This window comes from Lysinibacillus sp. FSL W8-0992 (assembly GCF_038008685.1).
GTDB lineage: Bacteria > Bacillota > Bacilli > Bacillales_A > Planococcaceae > Lysinibacillus.
In genome coordinates, this window is the sequence record NZ_JBBOZQ010000001.1 from 1,214,547 (window position 1) to 1,229,949 (window position 15,403).

A 15,403-nucleotide genomic window follows, 5' to 3' on the forward strand; every position below is an offset into this window, starting at 1 on the left:
GCTTTGAACATTTGCGTGTGTTTCGGTAAACTAGAAGTAATGAGCTAGGAGAGGACATAGAGATGAAATTTGAAAAAATAATGAATTCACTAGAAGATACAGAGCACTTTGCCATGAAGCTAGCAAATTTACTTATGGCACAAGATACAATTACTTTAGAGGGCGACTTAGGTGCTGGGAAGACCACATTTACAAAAGCTTTAGCAAAAGGTCTAGGTGTAACTAGAACGGTTAATAGCCCTACGTTTACTATTGTGAAACAGTATGAGGGTCGTTTGCCCTTTAATCATTTGGATGTATATCGTTTGGCGGAAAGTGATGAGGATCTTGGGTGGGACGAGCTATTTTATGGTGATGCGGTATCCGTTATTGAGTGGGCACATTTAATTGAACCAGATTTACCTAAAGAGCGTTTAGCAATTGAAATTTACCGTGTTAGTGAATACGAACGACGATTTGTGTTAATGCCTTATGGCAAGCGATATGAGGCAATATGTGAGGAGCTAATGAGATGATTTGGTTAGGAATTGAAACAGCGAATGCGCCACTTTCTGTTGCAGTTGTTAAGGATGGAAAAGTGTTGGCAGAGGTTGTACAAAATATAAAATTAACGCATTCTGCAGGTGCAATGCCGGCAATTGAAACGATACTAGCTAATGTTGGTGTAAAGCCAAATGAGTTAGATGCAATAGCTGTATCAGAAGGGCCAGGGTCATATACAGGAGTACGAATTGGTGTAACGCTTGCTAAAACATTAGCATGGACATTACAGAAGCCATTAGTCGGTGTTTCAAGCTTAAAAGTATTAGCAGCAAATGCAGCGCTTTTTGATGGACTAATATGTCCTATATTTGATGCACGTCGTGGCAATGTATACACAGCTGTCTATAAAGGGTCGAAGTTGGATGTAGTTATAGAGGATTATCATGATCATATTGAAGGACTGTTGGCCCATTTGAAGGCTTTAGATGCACCTATTTTATTTGTAGGAGTAGATGTCGATCTATTTTGGGATAAAATTGTTGAAGTCCTTGGACATAATGCGTGTCGTGCACCTCTTCATGAAGATTTGCCACGTGCGAGTGCAGCGATTAGTTTAGCAAGCACAGCGAAATTACCGAGTCTAGAGGAAGTCCATCATTTTACTCCGCAATATAAACGTATTGCTGAGGCTGAAGCAAACTGGTTAAAAGAGCAAAAGGAGAAGGCACATGAGTAGTAATGTAATGTATCGTAAAATGGTATCAGAGGATGTACCAGCGGTTTATGCGATTGAACTTGCTACATTCCCGACGCCATGGACATTGGATTCTTTTTACTATGAGATGCATGAAAATCAATATGCACACTATGTTTTAGCAGTAGATGAAAACAATAGCATAATAGGTTTTTGTGGAATGTGGATGGTCATAGATGCGGCTCAAATTACAAATGTGGCTGTTATAGAGGCAGCTCGTGGTCGTGGAATTGGAGAAGGCTTAATGCGGGAAGCGATGCGTATTGCACGGGAGCATGGAATGGACGTTATGAGTCTAGAGGTACGTGAAACAAATACGGTGGCACAAAATCTTTACCGCAAGCTTGCCTTCCAAGATGGTGGCATACGTAAAGGTTACTATACAGATAACGGGGAGGATGCCCTAGTCATGTGGGTGAATTTATAATGGAAAATCGAATTATTTTAGCAATTGAGTCCAGCTGTGATGAAACGGCAGCGGCTGTTATTCGTAATGGTTCTGAAATTGTTTCAAATGTAGTTGCTTCACAAATTGAGAGTCATAAGCGTTTTGGTGGCGTAGTACCCGAGATTGCATCACGTCATCATGTAGAGCAAATTACGGTTGTTATTGAAGAGGCGTTAAAACAAGCAAATATGCAGCCATCTGATTTAGATGCAGTAGCTGTTACAGAAGGCCCTGGTCTGGTAGGGGCACTGTTAATTGGCATTAACGCAGCAAAAGCGTTTGCCTTCGCTAACAATGTACCGATTTTGGGTGTACATCATATTGCGGGTCATATTTATGCCAATGCACTTGTCCAACCAATGGAGTTTCCACTAATAGCCCTTGTTGTATCAGGGGGACATACGGAGCTTGTTTATATGAAAGAGCATGGCTCATTTGAAGTGATAGGAGAAACGCGGGATGATGCGGCAGGAGAAGCTTATGACAAAGTTGCACGCGTGTTAGGCTTACCGTATCCAGGAGGTCCTCGTATAGATCAGTTAGCACATGAAGGTCAAGAAGCCGTTGCTTTTCCACGTGTATGGCTTGAGGAAGAATCCTATGATTTTAGCTTTAGCGGTTTAAAATCAGCAGTAATTAACTATAAGCACAATATGGATCAACGTGGTGAAGAGATTTCTCCAACAGCTGTTGCAAAAGGCTTTCAGGAAAGTGTAGTTGAAGTACTAACTGCAAAAACATTGCGTGCAGCGCGTGAATATAAAGTTAAGCAAGTAATCGCAGCAGGTGGTGTAGCTGCTAATAAAGGTTTGCGTACATCCCTTGAGGCGGTATTTTCTAATGAGGGTATTCCCTTTTTTGTACCACCATTGAAATTATGTACAGACAATGCAGCAATGATAGGGGCTGCTGCAACCCCGATGTTTGAAGCAGGTGTTCGCGGAAATATGATGATGAATGGTCGACCTGGTATGGAATTGAAATCGTGGGTTGAGTAAGCACTTGAATGAGATGGCTCAGAGTTTTAGCTGAGTCGTCTCTTTTTTTATTTTTATAAAAATATTATGGTATATAAAATCACGAATAATGCTAGAAAATATATACCTATATTAGAAAAATAAATAATTGACAAATTTTTCAGAAAATTATCCACAGGAAGTGTGAAAAAAGTGCATAAAAAAACTGCGAACATTCGTACTTATGCACAAATTGTGGATAACTTGTGTATAAGTTGTGATTATTCTATATATAGTAGCCCATTTTACACAGAACGATGTGGATTAAATAATTTGAAATTGTGGACAGTGTGGAAAAGTCTGTTGATATGTTGGTATTACTAGTTTTATAGTGTGTATAAAGTTGTGGGCATTTTTTGTCGAAAAATAGCACTTGACCAATATATATGAAAAATAAAGGCGAGTAAAGAAAAAAGCCATATGACATAGCATATGGCTTTTTGAGATTTTATAAAATAATATTTTCTAGTTCCTCATTTAGTTCGAGCCATTCCATTTCAATGACTTCATGCTGCTCTTTAATAGTAGCTAATTCACCTTGTAGTTGTGAAATTTTCTCATGGTCAGTGAAAATTTCGGGATCACAGAGAGCTTCTTCTAAACGAGCGATTTCTGTAGCTGCCTTTTGCATGTTGATCTCTAATTCTTCTATTGAACGTCTAATTTGCCGCTCACGTTTTTTTGCCTCTCTATCTATTTTGGAAGTAGAGGTCTTTTCAGGAGCTGTTGCTTGTATTTGTGGTTGAGAAGCAGCCTTCATTTGAGCAATTTCAAAAAGTTCCTGTTTTTTCTCAAGATAGTAATCGTAATCACCTAAGTATTCAAAAGAACCATCACCAGATAGCTCAACAACTTTCGTTGCAATTCGATTAATAAAATATCGGTCATGTGATACGAAGAGGAGCGTTCCGGGATAATCAATTAAGGCATTTTCCAACACTTCTTTACTATCTAAATCTAAGTGGTTGGTAGGCTCATCGAGAATTAAGAAATTCGCCTTTTGCATCATTAATTTTGCCAATGCTAATCGAGCCTTCTCACCACCAGATAAAGAATTGACGGCTTTATCTACATCTTCTCCACTGAATAAAAAGCGACCAAGTACAGTGCGAATGTCTTTTTCGTTCATTAATGGCCATTCATCCCATAATTCTTTTAAAACGCTTTTATTGCTAGAGAGCTTTGCCTGTTCTTGGTCGTAGTAGCTAATTTGCACATTGGTACCATAACGAATGTCCCCTGCAAGTGGGGATAAATCTTTGACAATCGTTTTTAATAATGTCGATTTACCAACACCATTTGGTCCAACTAGTGCAATGCGATCTTCACGAAAAGCTCGTAGTGTGATGCCACTAGATATTTGCTTGTCACCGTAGCCAACAGATAAAGAGTCAATAGAGAGCACATCATTGCCACTTTGTCGCTCTATCGTAAAGCCAAAGCTAGCTGATTTTTCATTACCGTCAGGAGAGTCCATCCATTCCGTACGTTCGAGCATTTTGCGTCGGCTTTGTGCCATTTTGGTCGTAGAGGCACGGGCTATATTTTTTTGAATAAAATCCTCAAGCTTTGCTTTCTCATCTTGCTGGCGTTCAAACATTTTTACATCGCGCTCATAGTTTTTCGCCTTTTCATCTAAATAAGCACTGTAGTTTCCAGTGTATTTCGTAACGCGATGACGAGAAACTTCATAGACGATGGAGACAACTTGGTCTAAGAAGTAACGGTCATGTGAAACGATTAAAATAGCGCCTTCATAGCCTTTTAAATAAGTCTCTAACCAAGATAGCGTTTCAATATCTAAATGGTTTGTAGGCTCATCGAGAATTAATAAATCTGGCTTACTTAATAGAAGCTTTGCAAGAGCTAAACGAGTTCGTTGACCTCCTGACAATGAGCTAATTGCTTTTTCATAATCCTCTGGGTAAAATTGCATACCATGAAGAACAGAACGCGTATCAGATTCGTATTGATAGCCTCCTGCATCTTTAAAATCATGCTGTAATTGGTCATATTCGGACATAACCTTTGCATACATTTCTGGATTTTCGTAAACCGCTGGATCAGCCATTTGTTGCTCAAGGGAGCGCAATGTCTTTTCCTGTCCAAGAAGCGGTTCGAAAATTGTCATCATTTCGTCCCAAATTGATAAAGTTGAGTTTAGACCCGCATGTTGTTCTAAATAGCCAACTTGAACGCCTTTTGGAATAATAATATCGCCAGAATCATATGACAATTGACCAGCGATGATTTTTAGTAAAGTGGATTTACCAGCCCCGTTACGTCCGACTAATGCTACACGATCACGGTGTTGAACTTCTAGTTTGACACCACTTAAAATTTCATCTGCAATAAAGGATTTATATAGTTGATTGACTTGTAATACAATCATTCTTGACACCTCAATTCTTTCTTAGTGTAAAGGATGACGGAATTGCTTGCAATGTCAGTGCTTTACTTATTCTAAGCTGTCATGTAAGATTGAAACGATTTCTCTTTAGTTAGTGGCGTAAAACACGCCGTTAACTAAAGGGAAATCCTCCACTTTTATAAGTGGGTGATGAATATGATATGCATTGAACTCAGTGTGGGTTGAAACCCGTCTGAATCAAGTTAGCGGCCCAGCGGATGTCATAGATTTTATGAGAAGACTTTCAAGTATGCTCAAAAAATTCTAGATGCATGTACGCTGAAATGTAATTGATTCATATAAGCATGTTTCAAAATGAGTATTCAAATACGCTTAGGTGAATTTGATGTGTTTATAAGGAGGAAAAAGTTTGAAACAAGAAGTAAAAATTCCACAAGCCACAACTAAAAGACTTCCTCTTTACTATCGATTTATCCAAAACTTTGCGCAAGAAGGAATGGAACGTATTTCATCGAAGGAATTGAGCGAGGCGATGAAAATCGATTCTGCAACGATTCGTCGTGATTTTTCTTATTTCGGTGCGCTTGGCAAAAAGGGATATGGCTATGATGTTCAGCATCTATTGAAGTTTTTTAGCCAAACACTTGATCAGCATGAGACAACAAAAGTAGCGTTAATCGGTGTGGGGAACTTAGGGAATGCATTTTTAAAGTATAATTTCCAAAAAAATCATAACACTCATATAGTGGTTGCATTTGACTCAAAGGCACCAAAAGAAGGGAAAATGATAAGCAATATTCCCGTTTATCATCCCGATTTATTAGAAGAAAAGTATGCTGAATATGGAGCAGACCTTGCTATTTTAACAGTATCTTCGCGCTCTGCTCAGAAGATGGCGGATCGATTAGCAGCAATGAATGCAAAAGGCATTTTAAACTTTACGCCAGAGCGTATTACCGTACCAGATACTATGAAATTATTAACGATAGATTTGTCGGTAGAATTACAAGCGCTCATATATTTAATACGAAATAGCGATAAATAAAGGTATTCACAAATTTGTAAACTGTTACAATTGATGGTGTTTAAACTATTGAAATAAATTCGCCAAACGAAAATATTTAAGTTAAAATGATAGATATATAAGAGGAGGTGGCTGCAATGGTTGTGCACTTAAGTGCTTTTACACCAGTTAGCCTAGTTATTATCGGTGTGGTTGCAATTCTAATATTCGGACCAAAGAAATTACCTGAGCTAGGTAAAGCAATGGGTTCTACACTTCGTGAATTTAAAAATGCAACAAAAGGTCTAGCTGATGACGATGACGATACAAAAAAGAAAATAATTGAACATAAAGAAAATGATAACGTTAAGTAAGTTAAGGATGTCTAGTTAATATGAATCCAAGAGAATTAACAGTCGTAGAGCATTTAGAAGAACTAAGAAAACGGCTCTTTATTTGCGCTGTTTTCTTTGTTATTGCACTTATAGTTGGCTTTTATCTAGCCGAACCATTAATTAAACATATTCAATATAGTAAAGAAGCAGAGCAACTAACTTTAAACGCGTTTAAAGTGACTGATCCCCTTGTCGTATATTTGCAAGTGACAGTCATTATAGCGTTTGTTATAAGTTCACCGTTGCTTCTTCATCAAATTTGGTTATTTATTACACCAGGTTTACATGAGACAGAACGTAAGGCTACTTTAAAATATATTCCATATTCGTTCTTTCTATTTTTAGCAGGAGCTTCATTTTCTTATTATGTTTTATTCCCATATGTCATGCACTTTATGATGGGCTTATCTGCGGATTTAGAAATCAAACAAACAATTGGGATTAACGCATATTTTTCATTTTTGTTTCGCCTAGTCATGCCGTTCGGAATCATTTTTCAATTACCTGTTGTGACATTATTTTTAGCACGTTTAGGTATATTAAATCCTGAATTGATGGTGAAATTCAGAAAGTATGCATATTTTGTGTTAATCGTTATTGCAGTATTTCTTGCACCACCAGACTTTATTTCAAACGTTATCGTAGCAATTCCGCTATTTGTAATTTATGAAATTAGTATTATCATTGCACGCAGAGGCTATCGTAAGTTTTTAAAAGCCGAGGCATTACTTTTAGAGGAAGAGCGTAAAGAAGCAGAACGCGAGCAAGTTGAGCGTTTGTTAGCTGAACAACGACGACAAATTGAAGAATTAAATGACTAATAAAAAGAGCTAGATGTTTTCCACATCTAGCTCTTTTTTATTGCATTTTTTGCAGTTCTTCTAAAAATTTTTGCAACGGTTCTGCGTTTAATTGTACAAGTGTAACGAAGCCGTTCAGCATGACATGCGCAATAATTGATGTCCAAATCCTTTTTGTTTTATGGTATAAGAAAGCAAAGATTAAACCACAAATTGTATATAACAGGATATGTGAAAAATCAAAATGAATTAGCGCAAAGAAAATGGCACTGACTATGGCTGCCACCCAGAAGTTCGTCGTTTGGACAAGCGAGCCGAAAATAACACGACGGAAGACGAATTCCTCTAAAATTGGGCCAAATACAACTATCGCTAAAATGGCAATTGGAGCACCTTTTGCTATCGCCACAATATCAGCGGTGTTTTGTGAGCCACCCTCGATTCCGAACACAGCCATCTCAATAGCTGCACCAATCATTTGCCCGAAGAACACAAGGAAGAAACCTAACACTCCCCACACGATTGTAAGTGGAATAGTCTCCTTTTTACCTTGATAAATATCCCAAAACGATTTATCGCGAGTAGTTAAAATCAAACTTAAAATCAATGCAATGGCAAAGCTGAGTGCGATATACCAGCCTTGTGTAATAGGGGCCGCTTGTGCATGAGGTAAACCCGTTGTACTCATCACAAATTTATGAAACGGTAAAAGTAACCACTTTCCTGATAATTGCATGACAATGTAAATGATTAAAACATAGAGAGCCGTTTTTTTATGCTGTACGTTTTTTAAAGTATTATTCACAGTCAAAATCCTTTCCATTCATAAGCTACCTTTCTATTGTAGAGGAATATGGAAAGAAAACAAAATTTTTCGTAGTTCTGACTTGCAAAAAAACAGTTGATTGATTATCATAATAAATGTATTAGCACTCGTTGATATAGAGTGCTAATAAACTTTTAAGAAATATTTAATTAATAGGAGGTTGTTTCACTTGTTAAGACCACTAGGAGATCGTATTGTCATCGAACTAATCGAGGTAGAAGAAAAATCTGCATTTGGAATTGTACTACCAGACTCTGCAAAAGAAAAACCACAAGAGGGTAAAGTAGTAGCAGTTGGGACAGGTCGTATATTAGAAAACGGACAACGTGTAGAGCTTGACGTTAAAGTTGACGACCACATTATTTTCTCTAAATACTCAGGTACAGAAGTTAAATATGAAGGCAATGAATACTTAATCTTACGTGAAAGTGATATTCTTGCAATTATTGAATAATAGTTATTATATTAATTAGGCTTAACGAATATTCCATTTCAGGAGGGTAAATTCAAATGGCAAAAGATATTAAATTCTCAGAAGAAGCTCGTGCATTAATGCTTCAAGGTGTAGATAAATTAGCAAACGCAGTAAAAGTGACATTAGGTCCTAAAGGTCGTAACGTCGTATTAGAAAAAAAATTCGGTTCACCATTAATTACAAATGATGGTGTAACAATTGCAAAAGAAATTGAACTTGAAAATCCATATGAAAACATGGGTGCAAAATTAGTAGCAGAGGTTGCTTCTAAAACTAATGAAATCGCTGGTGATGGTACAACTACTGCAACAGTTCTTGCACAAGCGATTATCCGTGAAGGTCTTAAAAACGTAACAGCTGGTGCAAACCCTGTAGGAATCCGTAAAGGGATTGACAAAGCGGTAGCAGCAGCTCTTACAGAATTACATGCTATTTCTCGTCCAGTAAGCAATAAAGAGGAAATCGCACAAGTTGCGGCAATCTCAGCAGCTGACGACGAAGTAGGCCAACTAATTGCAGAAGCAATGGAACGTGTTGGTAATGATGGTGTTATTACAATTGAGGAATCTAAAGGTTTCACAACTGAATTAGATGTAGTAGAAGGTATGCAATTCGATCGAGGTTATGCGTCGCACTACATGGTAACAGATACAGATAAAATGGAAGCGGTTCTTGATAACCCATACATTTTAATTACAGATAAAAAAATTACGAATATCCAAGAAGTTTTACCGCTATTAGAACAAGTGGTACAACAAGGTCGTCCACTATTAATGATCGCTGAAGATGTTGAGGGTGAAGCTCTTGCAACACTTGTAGTTAATAAACTACGTGGTACATTCAATGCTGTAGCAGTAAAAGCACCAGGCTTCGGTGACCGTCGTAAAGCGATGCTTGAAGATATTGCAATCTTAACAGGTGGTCAAGTAATTACAGAAGAATTAGGCTTAGATCTTAAAACTGCTGATATTACATCATTAGGCCGTGCTGCGAAAGTTGTTGTAACAAAAGACTATACAACAATCGTAGAAGGAGTTGGCGGTACAGAAGCAATCGAGCGTCGTGTCGGCCAAATTCGTGCACAGCTTGCTGATACAACTTCAGAATTCGATAAAGAAAAATTACAAGAACGCCTAGCGAAATTAGCAGGTGGTGTAGCAGTTATTAAAGTTGGTGCTGCAACAGAAACAGAATTAAAAGAACGCAAACTTCGCATTGAAGATGCATTGAACTCAACACGTGCAGCAGTAGAAGAAGGTATCGTATCAGGTGGTGGTACTGCACTTCTAAATGTATACGCAGCAGTTGAAAAAGCAGCTGATGCAGTTGAAGGCGATGTAGCAACAGGTGTGAAAATTGTTCTTCGTGCATTAGAAGAGCCAGTTCGCCAAATCGCAAACAATGCAGGTCTTGAAGGTTCAATTATTGTAGATCGCCTAAAACGCGAAGAAATCGGTGTTGGTTTCAACGCAGCAACAGGCGAGTGGGTTAACATGATGGAAGCGGGCGTAGTAGACCCAGCAAAAGTAACACGCTCAGCACTACAAAATGCAGCATCTGTAGCAGCTCTATTATTAACTACTGAAGCTGTTGTAGCAGATATTCCAGAACTAGCAGCACCAGGTATGCCTGATATGGGCGGAATGGGTGGAATGGGCGGCATGATGTAAAAAACGCCTATAAGCGTTGGTATAACAACGTTTATAAGCGTCTAAAATACATTATGTTCATGCTTTTGTTCATGGTTAGAATCAATTAAATTTTTAGAGAGGTCTTTCATTAAGTCACTGAACTTATTGGAAGCCTCTTTTTTTATGTTCTTTGTCATGTGGGCGTAAATGTCCATTGTTGTGTTAATATCTGAATGCCCTAGACGTTCTTGTATTTCTTTGATGTGGACATTGGCTTCAATCAATAAAGACGTGTGAGTATGTCTGAACGAGTGAGGGGTTACGTTCTTTTTTATACTTGTCTTTTTTAGAAGTCGTTGCATACGTATTGCAAAATGTTTAATTGTTTTCGGATAACCCTCATTGGTTGCAAAGATGAAGCCATTGTCATTATAAAAAGGTTTATTTTCTTTCAATATTTGTTCTTGTGCTTGTTTGTGTGACTCAAGTAAATCAATTAAAACAGTATCAATTGAAATAGTGCGTACTGAACTTTCTGTTTTTGGGGTAAGTAATTTATATTCCAGTTTGTTGTTAGTAGGGTTGTAGTAAGTTTTATATACTCGCAACGTTTTATCAGTGAAATCAATGTCAGTCCATTTTAAAGCAATCATCTCACCTATACGCAAACCTGTGTATGCTAGCATAGTGAATGTTAGTAAATCACCCTCTAAGCCCTCATCTTTGGCGTAGATTAGAAATTCCTCTAATTCATCTTTTTCAAGAAACTTTTCATTTATGCTATCTTTTTCAAGATCAGCCACAGTTTTTTTCTTTTTAGGCAGCCTCACGTCTTTTGATGGTGTTTCTTTAATTAGTTTATTTTCATGAGCATACACAAAAACCATGTTTGCAGAGGTATGGATACTGGAAATATAGTTTGCACTGAATTTATTGGATAATTCATCTATGAAATCTTGATATGCCTTTTTGGTAACTCTTTGAATGGGCAGTTGCCCGAATTCACCTTTAACATGATCCAATGCAATACGTCTGGCTCTATGACTGCTTTCCTTAGCCCCTTGTGACAAGTAGTGTTTTAACCAGTCGTTACATATTGTTTCAAAAGTTAATTTAGAAGGTTCTATATATTCCCCATTATGAAATTGACGTTCATATAACGCTGCTGCTAGTTGAGCATCTTTCTTTGTTAAGAACCCCGACTTACTAGCCTGTTTGTCCTTTCCGGTGACAGGGTCTTTACCAGCATAGGCTCGATATGCCCATTTGCTACCCCTTTTATAGATGTATGCCATATTATCACCTACTTTTTTTGAATTTTATTTTGGTAACGTGTGACGGTTAATCGTCATGTGTGTTATTCCTTCAATTTCTTCACCAGAAAAATAATCATGTCCCCAGTCGATTAAGAAATTGCATAATTCCTCGTCTATGTGGTCTATAACGTGTGGGGGAAGTTTCAACCCATTTAAACTATCCTCAAAGTCAGCGGATGTTCCAAGATCTAATTTATTAACGTGCTTATTTGCATCTATTTCGTACTTCACTTCTACCTTGAACGTAAAATCATATTTACGTCCTTCGTATCTTAACAAACAATAAAAATTTAAATCAGTTTTGATACTTGATACATAATCATACCCATTACCATCCTCATCCACAGTATGCGTATCTTCCTCTATTAAAAGTTCCGGTTTTTCGCTCAATACTTCAAAATTTGGCACAACTTCAATATAAGTTAGCAGATCACCTGGCTGACATTTTAGCAGTTCGCACAATTCAAGTAATGTGCCGAATTGTATTCCCGAACCAAAATTATTATACAGATTCGAAATAGTGGTTCTTGATAATGTAGTTTGATCTTTTACTTTTTGAATATTAAGACCTCGTTCAGCCATCAGAACCCTCAAATTACAGTGAATTAAACTCATAGTGGCAGCTCCTCTTTTTTCTGTTTAGTTTACCCAATAGTATCACAACTAATCAAAATAACCAATGTACTAATCAAAACACCTTGACAACCAATCATATAGATATTATGATGTGTTCAATACTTAAAATAACCAATATACTAATCAAAATAATTTCTATAACGGTTGTTTAGATGGGGGTGTAAGGTTGATTTCTTTAAAAATGCGTGATGAGTTTAATCAGATGATTGCGAAAAGCGGTTTTTCCAAACGTGCTTTTGCTCGTAAATGCGGTTTATCAGAGTCGACATTTATTCAAATTTCAAATGGAAAACAATCACCACGACCTAATACAGCAAAAAAAATATGCGAGGGTTTGCATTTAAAATTTGATGATATTTTTGTCATTGAAGAAAAGAGTAGCGAAAAGGCGGTGAATTAATTGTTAAATGTCCAAATTGACGAAAAGACCGTTAATACCATGCTCGAAAAAGCAATCAGTGAACGAGTTGAGAAATTAGCAAAGCAAAAGTATTTCATGACTTATAACGAGTTAGCCGAATATCTCAATTTAAGCAAGCCAACTATTGAAGATCGATTAATAAAAAATGGCTTGAAGTTTTACAAGGCAGGGAGCAAATATCTGTTCAAACGGAATGAAGTGGATGATTTCCTAGACGACATGACCGCCAATATGACGGCAACTAATAACGATATTAATTTTTTTTCTAAGTTGAAAAGGTCAACGTAAAAAAGAATAGGCGACACAAATACAACGTTAGTGAGCATGTGTGTAGGGATGAACAACAATGTCATAGCAACAAGGCGGTGAAATCATGGCAATTAAAGAAAAAGAAAAGATATTAATGGTAGTACAAGAAAATATACCTGAAGAATTAAAGGCTCTTAGAAATTGGGTTTTATGGTGTGCTGAATACAATGAAGATCGGCAGCAGTTTGATAAAATTCCATATCAAATTGACGGAAGAAGAGCCAGTCATTCTGATTTTGCAACATGGAATACATTTGACATTGTATATAAGACTTATGATGAAAGTAACCAATACGATGGAGTAGGGTTTGTTCTTTCTGTAGATGATCCATATTGTTGTGTGGATATAGATGATATTCAATCTATGGATGAATTGGATGAACTAGCAGATGAAATTATTTCAATGTCTTATGCAGAACAGTCTCCTAGTGGAGAAGGGATCCATGTTTGGTTTAAATACAAACATAATAAGGAACGCCATAAAAATAAAAATCAGCAAACTGGCTATGAAATATATGATAATAAGCGCTTTATTTCGTTTACTGGTGAATCTTTAAATGAATTACCAATACGTGAAGGTGGCTTTAATTTAGATAGTTTCTTAGATAAAGTTTTAAAGCGTGAAGTTGTTATTACACAACAAGTTAATCCTTTAACATACGGAAAGGCAGCTACATCAGAAGAAGAAATCATTAGAATAGCACTCAACAGCAAAAATGGAGAAAGATTTTATAAATTCCTTTTTGGTGGTTGGGAAGAAAATTATGATAACAATTTTTCAAATGGAGATATGGGATTTTTAAATGACCTTGCCTTTTTTTCTAATCGAGATCCGTATATGATGGATAGCATTTTTAGAAAATCAAAATTAATGCGTGATAAGTGGGACCGTCCACAGAATACTTCTACTTATGGATGGGAACAAATTTCTAAAGCGATTGCTGAATGTAGAGAAGGATTTGTGTTTTCTGACACACCTAAGGAGGAAACGAAGGGGATTTGGTGGCGTGCTAATGGTAATGGAACATACACTTTCATGCATCATATTTTAGCGAAAGAGGTTCTAAAAAGTTACCCTATAGTTCGTTATCCGACACCTCACAGTGATTTGTATTATTACAACAAGCGGAAAGGTATTTATGAACAAGACAGATCAGGTAGACAAGTTTCTGCAATTATAAGAAGTTTCGATGATGAATTGAAATCGAGTCAAGTTAGAGAAGTTTTTAATTATATTCAAGAGTTATCACCGATCGTTAATAGAATTAATGAAAATTATATAGCGCTTGAAAACGGAATTTTAAACTTTACAACTTTCGAATTGGAGTCGTTTACATCAGATATTTTTGTTTTGCAAAAGATACCTGTGAAATATAATCCAAATGCATATGACGAGTTTGTAGATTCGACATTAAAGAAAGTAACTCAAGGTTATGAGCCGAGCATAATGAACATTCAAGAGATGTTCGCATGTGTTTTATACCCAGGAGTGTTAGTTCCAAAAATTCATTACTTATATGGTAAAAGCGCAAGTAATGGCAAATCCTCAATATTGAATATGATTCATAAAACTTTCAATCGTGATGGTGGCAATATTTCAGCAGTAACACCACAGAAATTGGCGGTGAACACTTTTGCTGGTGCGTCTGTATACGGTAAATTAGCAAACATTGTGGATGATAATCCCGATTCGTTAATTGAGGATAGCGGACTGTTAAAAACGATTATTACAGGCGGTTATATTGAAATCGAGCGTAAAGGAAAGGATGCTGAAACGGTTAAAGTTAACACTAGCATGATAATTGCTAGTAATCATTTGCCCAACTTTAACGAGTCCGGTAATTCAATAAACAGACGACTGCACATTATACCGTTCGAGCACAATTTTTCATTGGATGCTGAATGTTTATCAGACGTTGAAACACAACAACGTATCGAAAGTGATTCCGCTAGAGAATATGTAGTGAAATTAGCTGTAGATGCTTTAAAGCGTATGTTGTTGAATCAGAATCCAGAGAAACTTACACGAAACGAAAAAGCAAACGAACTTGCTGCAACATTCGCTGAACATAATGATCCATGGGCCGATTATTTTCATGAATTTAAAATTGATTATTTTGAGGATACGCAAGGTACAACTGTTGTCAAAGAATATGAGCAGTGGTGTAAGGAGAATAGAGTTCCAGTTCTTGAAGCTAGGAAATTTAAAGAAACAGTTTGCGCTCGTCTGGATATGGAGTGGAAAACTAAAAAAATAACATTGAATGGTTTACCGAAAGCGGTAAAAGGATTTAAGAAAAAATCCAATACATTCAAATTAGGGTAACCAGTTACTTATGAAGTAACTTTGATGGTAACCGACAAAAATCAATTGTATCAAGGGTTGAACTGTATTTTTGAGGTGTTGGTTACCGGTTACCGTACTTTCACTCTATTCTTTTATATATAGGGTGTATATACCCTTATTTTTTTATTTTTCTTTTTATAGTAACTAAGTAACCAATAAATAAAAGATATAT

At 36.8% G+C, this 15,403-nt stretch carries 16 protein-coding genes; 12 read left to right on the forward strand and 4 right to left on the reverse strand.

The genetic code is table 11. The features are described from left to right. Positions 1 to 62 precede the first annotated feature (62 nt). Genes tsaE through tsaD form a run of 4 tightly spaced genes read left to right on the forward strand, consistent with a single transcriptional unit; the run spans position 63 to position 2,683 of the window. Entirely contained in the window at positions 63 to 515 is a 453-nt protein-coding gene (tsaE, locus tag NSQ74_RS05905; protein ID WP_340822068.1) for a tRNA (adenosine(37)-N6)-threonylcarbamoyltransferase complex ATPase subunit type 1 TsaE, read from the forward strand. Then, positions 512 to 1,219 (forward strand): tRNA (adenosine(37)-N6)-threonylcarbamoyltransferase complex dimerization subunit type 1 TsaB, encoded by a 708-nt coding sequence (tsaB, locus tag NSQ74_RS05910; RefSeq protein WP_340822069.1) that lies wholly within the window; start codon positions 512 to 514, stop codon positions 1,217 to 1,219. The genes tsaE and tsaB overlap by 4 nt, the downstream gene beginning before the upstream one ends. Next, complete coding sequence (rimI, locus tag NSQ74_RS05915; protein ID WP_340822071.1) at positions 1,212 to 1,664, forward strand: ribosomal protein S18-alanine N-acetyltransferase; 453 nt, start codon at positions 1,212 to 1,214, stop codon at positions 1,662 to 1,664. The genes tsaB and rimI overlap by 8 nt, the downstream gene beginning before the upstream one ends. Continuing rightward, positions 1,664 to 2,683: a tRNA (adenosine(37)-N6)-threonylcarbamoyltransferase complex transferase subunit TsaD gene (gene tsaD / locus NSQ74_RS05920; RefSeq protein ID WP_340822073.1), complete on the forward strand. Its 1,020-nt coding sequence runs from the start codon at positions 1,664 to 1,666 to the stop codon at positions 2,681 to 2,683. The genes rimI and tsaD overlap by 1 nt, the downstream gene beginning before the upstream one ends. Positions 2,684 to 3,149: 466 nt before the next feature. Here tsaD and NSQ74_RS05925 read toward each other — a convergent pair whose 3' ends face one another. Continuing rightward, on the reverse strand, positions 3,150 to 5,093 hold the full coding sequence (locus NSQ74_RS05925) for an ABC-F family ATP-binding cassette domain-containing protein (protein ID WP_340822075.1): 1,944 nt from the start codon (positions 5,091 to 5,093) through the stop codon (positions 3,150 to 3,152). 388 nt (positions 5,094 to 5,481) lie between these two features. Here NSQ74_RS05925 and NSQ74_RS05930 point away from each other — a divergent pair, with 388 nt between their 5' ends. The 3 genes from NSQ74_RS05930 (at position 5,482) to tatC (ending at position 7,291) form a co-directional block, all read left to right on the forward strand. Beyond that, positions 5,482 to 6,117 (forward strand): redox-sensing transcriptional repressor Rex, encoded by a 636-nt coding sequence (locus NSQ74_RS05930; RefSeq protein WP_228134173.1) that lies wholly within the window; start codon positions 5,482 to 5,484, stop codon positions 6,115 to 6,117. A gap of 116 nt (positions 6,118 to 6,233) precedes the next feature. Continuing rightward, complete coding sequence (locus NSQ74_RS05935) at positions 6,234 to 6,449, forward strand: twin-arginine translocase TatA/TatE family subunit (RefSeq protein WP_228134172.1); 216 nt, start codon at positions 6,234 to 6,236, stop codon at positions 6,447 to 6,449. 20 nt (positions 6,450 to 6,469) lie between these two features. Beyond that, complete coding sequence (gene tatC, locus NSQ74_RS05940; protein ID WP_340822077.1) at positions 6,470 to 7,291, forward strand: twin-arginine translocase subunit TatC; 822 nt, start codon at positions 6,470 to 6,472, stop codon at positions 7,289 to 7,291. Between the two features lie 37 nt (positions 7,292 to 7,328). On the opposite strand, the gene NSQ74_RS05945 is transcribed toward tatC, so the two are convergent. Continuing rightward, positions 7,329 to 8,093: a CPBP family intramembrane glutamic endopeptidase gene (locus NSQ74_RS05945; RefSeq protein WP_340822079.1), complete on the reverse strand. Its 765-nt coding sequence runs from the start codon at positions 8,091 to 8,093 to the stop codon at positions 7,329 to 7,331. Positions 8,094 to 8,265: 172 nt separating this feature from the next. Here NSQ74_RS05945 and groES point away from each other — a divergent pair, with 172 nt between their 5' ends. Then, positions 8,266 to 8,550 (forward strand): co-chaperone GroES, encoded by a 285-nt coding sequence (groES, locus tag NSQ74_RS05950; RefSeq protein WP_173478892.1) that lies wholly within the window; start codon positions 8,266 to 8,268, stop codon positions 8,548 to 8,550. Positions 8,551 to 8,606: 56 nt separating this feature from the next. Beyond that, complete coding sequence (groL, locus tag NSQ74_RS05955) at positions 8,607 to 10,241, forward strand: chaperonin GroEL (protein WP_340822080.1); 1,635 nt, start codon at positions 8,607 to 8,609, stop codon at positions 10,239 to 10,241. Positions 10,242 to 10,282: 41 nt separating this feature from the next. Here groL and NSQ74_RS05960 read toward each other — a convergent pair whose 3' ends face one another. Further along, complete coding sequence (locus tag NSQ74_RS05960; protein WP_340822081.1) at positions 10,283 to 11,497, reverse strand: site-specific integrase; 1,215 nt, start codon at positions 11,495 to 11,497, stop codon at positions 10,283 to 10,285. Positions 11,498 to 11,521: 24 nt separating this feature from the next. Next, positions 11,522 to 12,133 (reverse strand): helix-turn-helix domain-containing protein, encoded by a 612-nt coding sequence (locus tag NSQ74_RS05965; RefSeq protein ID WP_340822082.1) that lies wholly within the window; start codon positions 12,131 to 12,133, stop codon positions 11,522 to 11,524. Positions 12,134 to 12,320: 187 nt separating this feature from the next. Here NSQ74_RS05965 and NSQ74_RS05970 point away from each other — a divergent pair, with 187 nt between their 5' ends. The 3 genes from NSQ74_RS05970 (at position 12,321) to NSQ74_RS05980 (ending at position 15,210) form a co-directional block, all read left to right on the forward strand. Continuing rightward, positions 12,321 to 12,554, forward strand: a complete 234-nt coding sequence (locus NSQ74_RS05970) for a helix-turn-helix transcriptional regulator (protein ID WP_340822084.1) — start codon at positions 12,321 to 12,323, stop codon at positions 12,552 to 12,554. Then, positions 12,555 to 12,863, forward strand: coding sequence for a helix-turn-helix domain-containing protein (locus tag NSQ74_RS05975; RefSeq protein WP_340822085.1), 309 nt, complete (start codon positions 12,555 to 12,557; stop codon positions 12,861 to 12,863). 85 nt (positions 12,864 to 12,948) lie between these two features. Further along, entirely contained in the window at positions 12,949 to 15,210 is a 2,262-nt protein-coding gene (locus NSQ74_RS05980; protein WP_340822087.1) for a phage/plasmid primase, P4 family, read from the forward strand. Positions 15,211 to 15,403: the final 193 nt, after the last annotated feature.

What these genes read in the sequence shown, in the direction of transcription:
- tsaB (WP_340822069.1), top strand. Translation starts at nt 512, where the DNA reads ATGATTTGGTTAGGAATTGAAACAGCGAATGCGCCACTTTCTGTTGCA.
- groL (WP_340822080.1), top strand. Translation starts at nt 8,607, where the DNA reads ATGGCAAAAGATATTAAATTCTCAGAAGAAGCTCGTGCATTAATGCTT.
- NSQ74_RS05925 (WP_340822075.1), bottom strand. Translation starts at nt 5,093, where the DNA reads ATGATTGTATTACAAGTCAATCAACTATATAAATCCTTTATTGCAGAT.
- NSQ74_RS05965 (WP_340822082.1), bottom strand. Translation starts at nt 12,133, where the DNA reads ATGAGTTTAATTCACTGTAATTTGAGGGTTCTGATGGCTGAACGAGGT.
- NSQ74_RS05980 (WP_340822087.1), top strand. Translation starts at nt 12,949, where the DNA reads ATGGCAATTAAAGAAAAAGAAAAGATATTAATGGTAGTACAAGAAAAT.
- rimI (WP_340822071.1), top strand. Translation starts at nt 1,212, where the DNA reads ATGAGTAGTAATGTAATGTATCGTAAAATGGTATCAGAGGATGTACCA.
- tsaD (WP_340822073.1), top strand. Translation starts at nt 1,664, where the DNA reads ATGGAAAATCGAATTATTTTAGCAATTGAGTCCAGCTGTGATGAAACG.
- NSQ74_RS05945 (WP_340822079.1), bottom strand. Translation starts at nt 8,093, where the DNA reads ATGGAAAGGATTTTGACTGTGAATAATACTTTAAAAAACGTACAGCAT.
- NSQ74_RS05960 (WP_340822081.1), bottom strand. Translation starts at nt 11,497, where the DNA reads ATGGCATACATCTATAAAAGGGGTAGCAAATGGGCATATCGAGCCTAT.
- tsaE (WP_340822068.1), top strand. Translation starts at nt 63, where the DNA reads ATGAAATTTGAAAAAATAATGAATTCACTAGAAGATACAGAGCACTTT.
- tatC (WP_340822077.1), top strand. Translation starts at nt 6,470, where the DNA reads ATGAATCCAAGAGAATTAACAGTCGTAGAGCATTTAGAAGAACTAAGA.
- NSQ74_RS05935 (WP_228134172.1), top strand. Translation starts at nt 6,234, where the DNA reads ATGGTTGTGCACTTAAGTGCTTTTACACCAGTTAGCCTAGTTATTATC.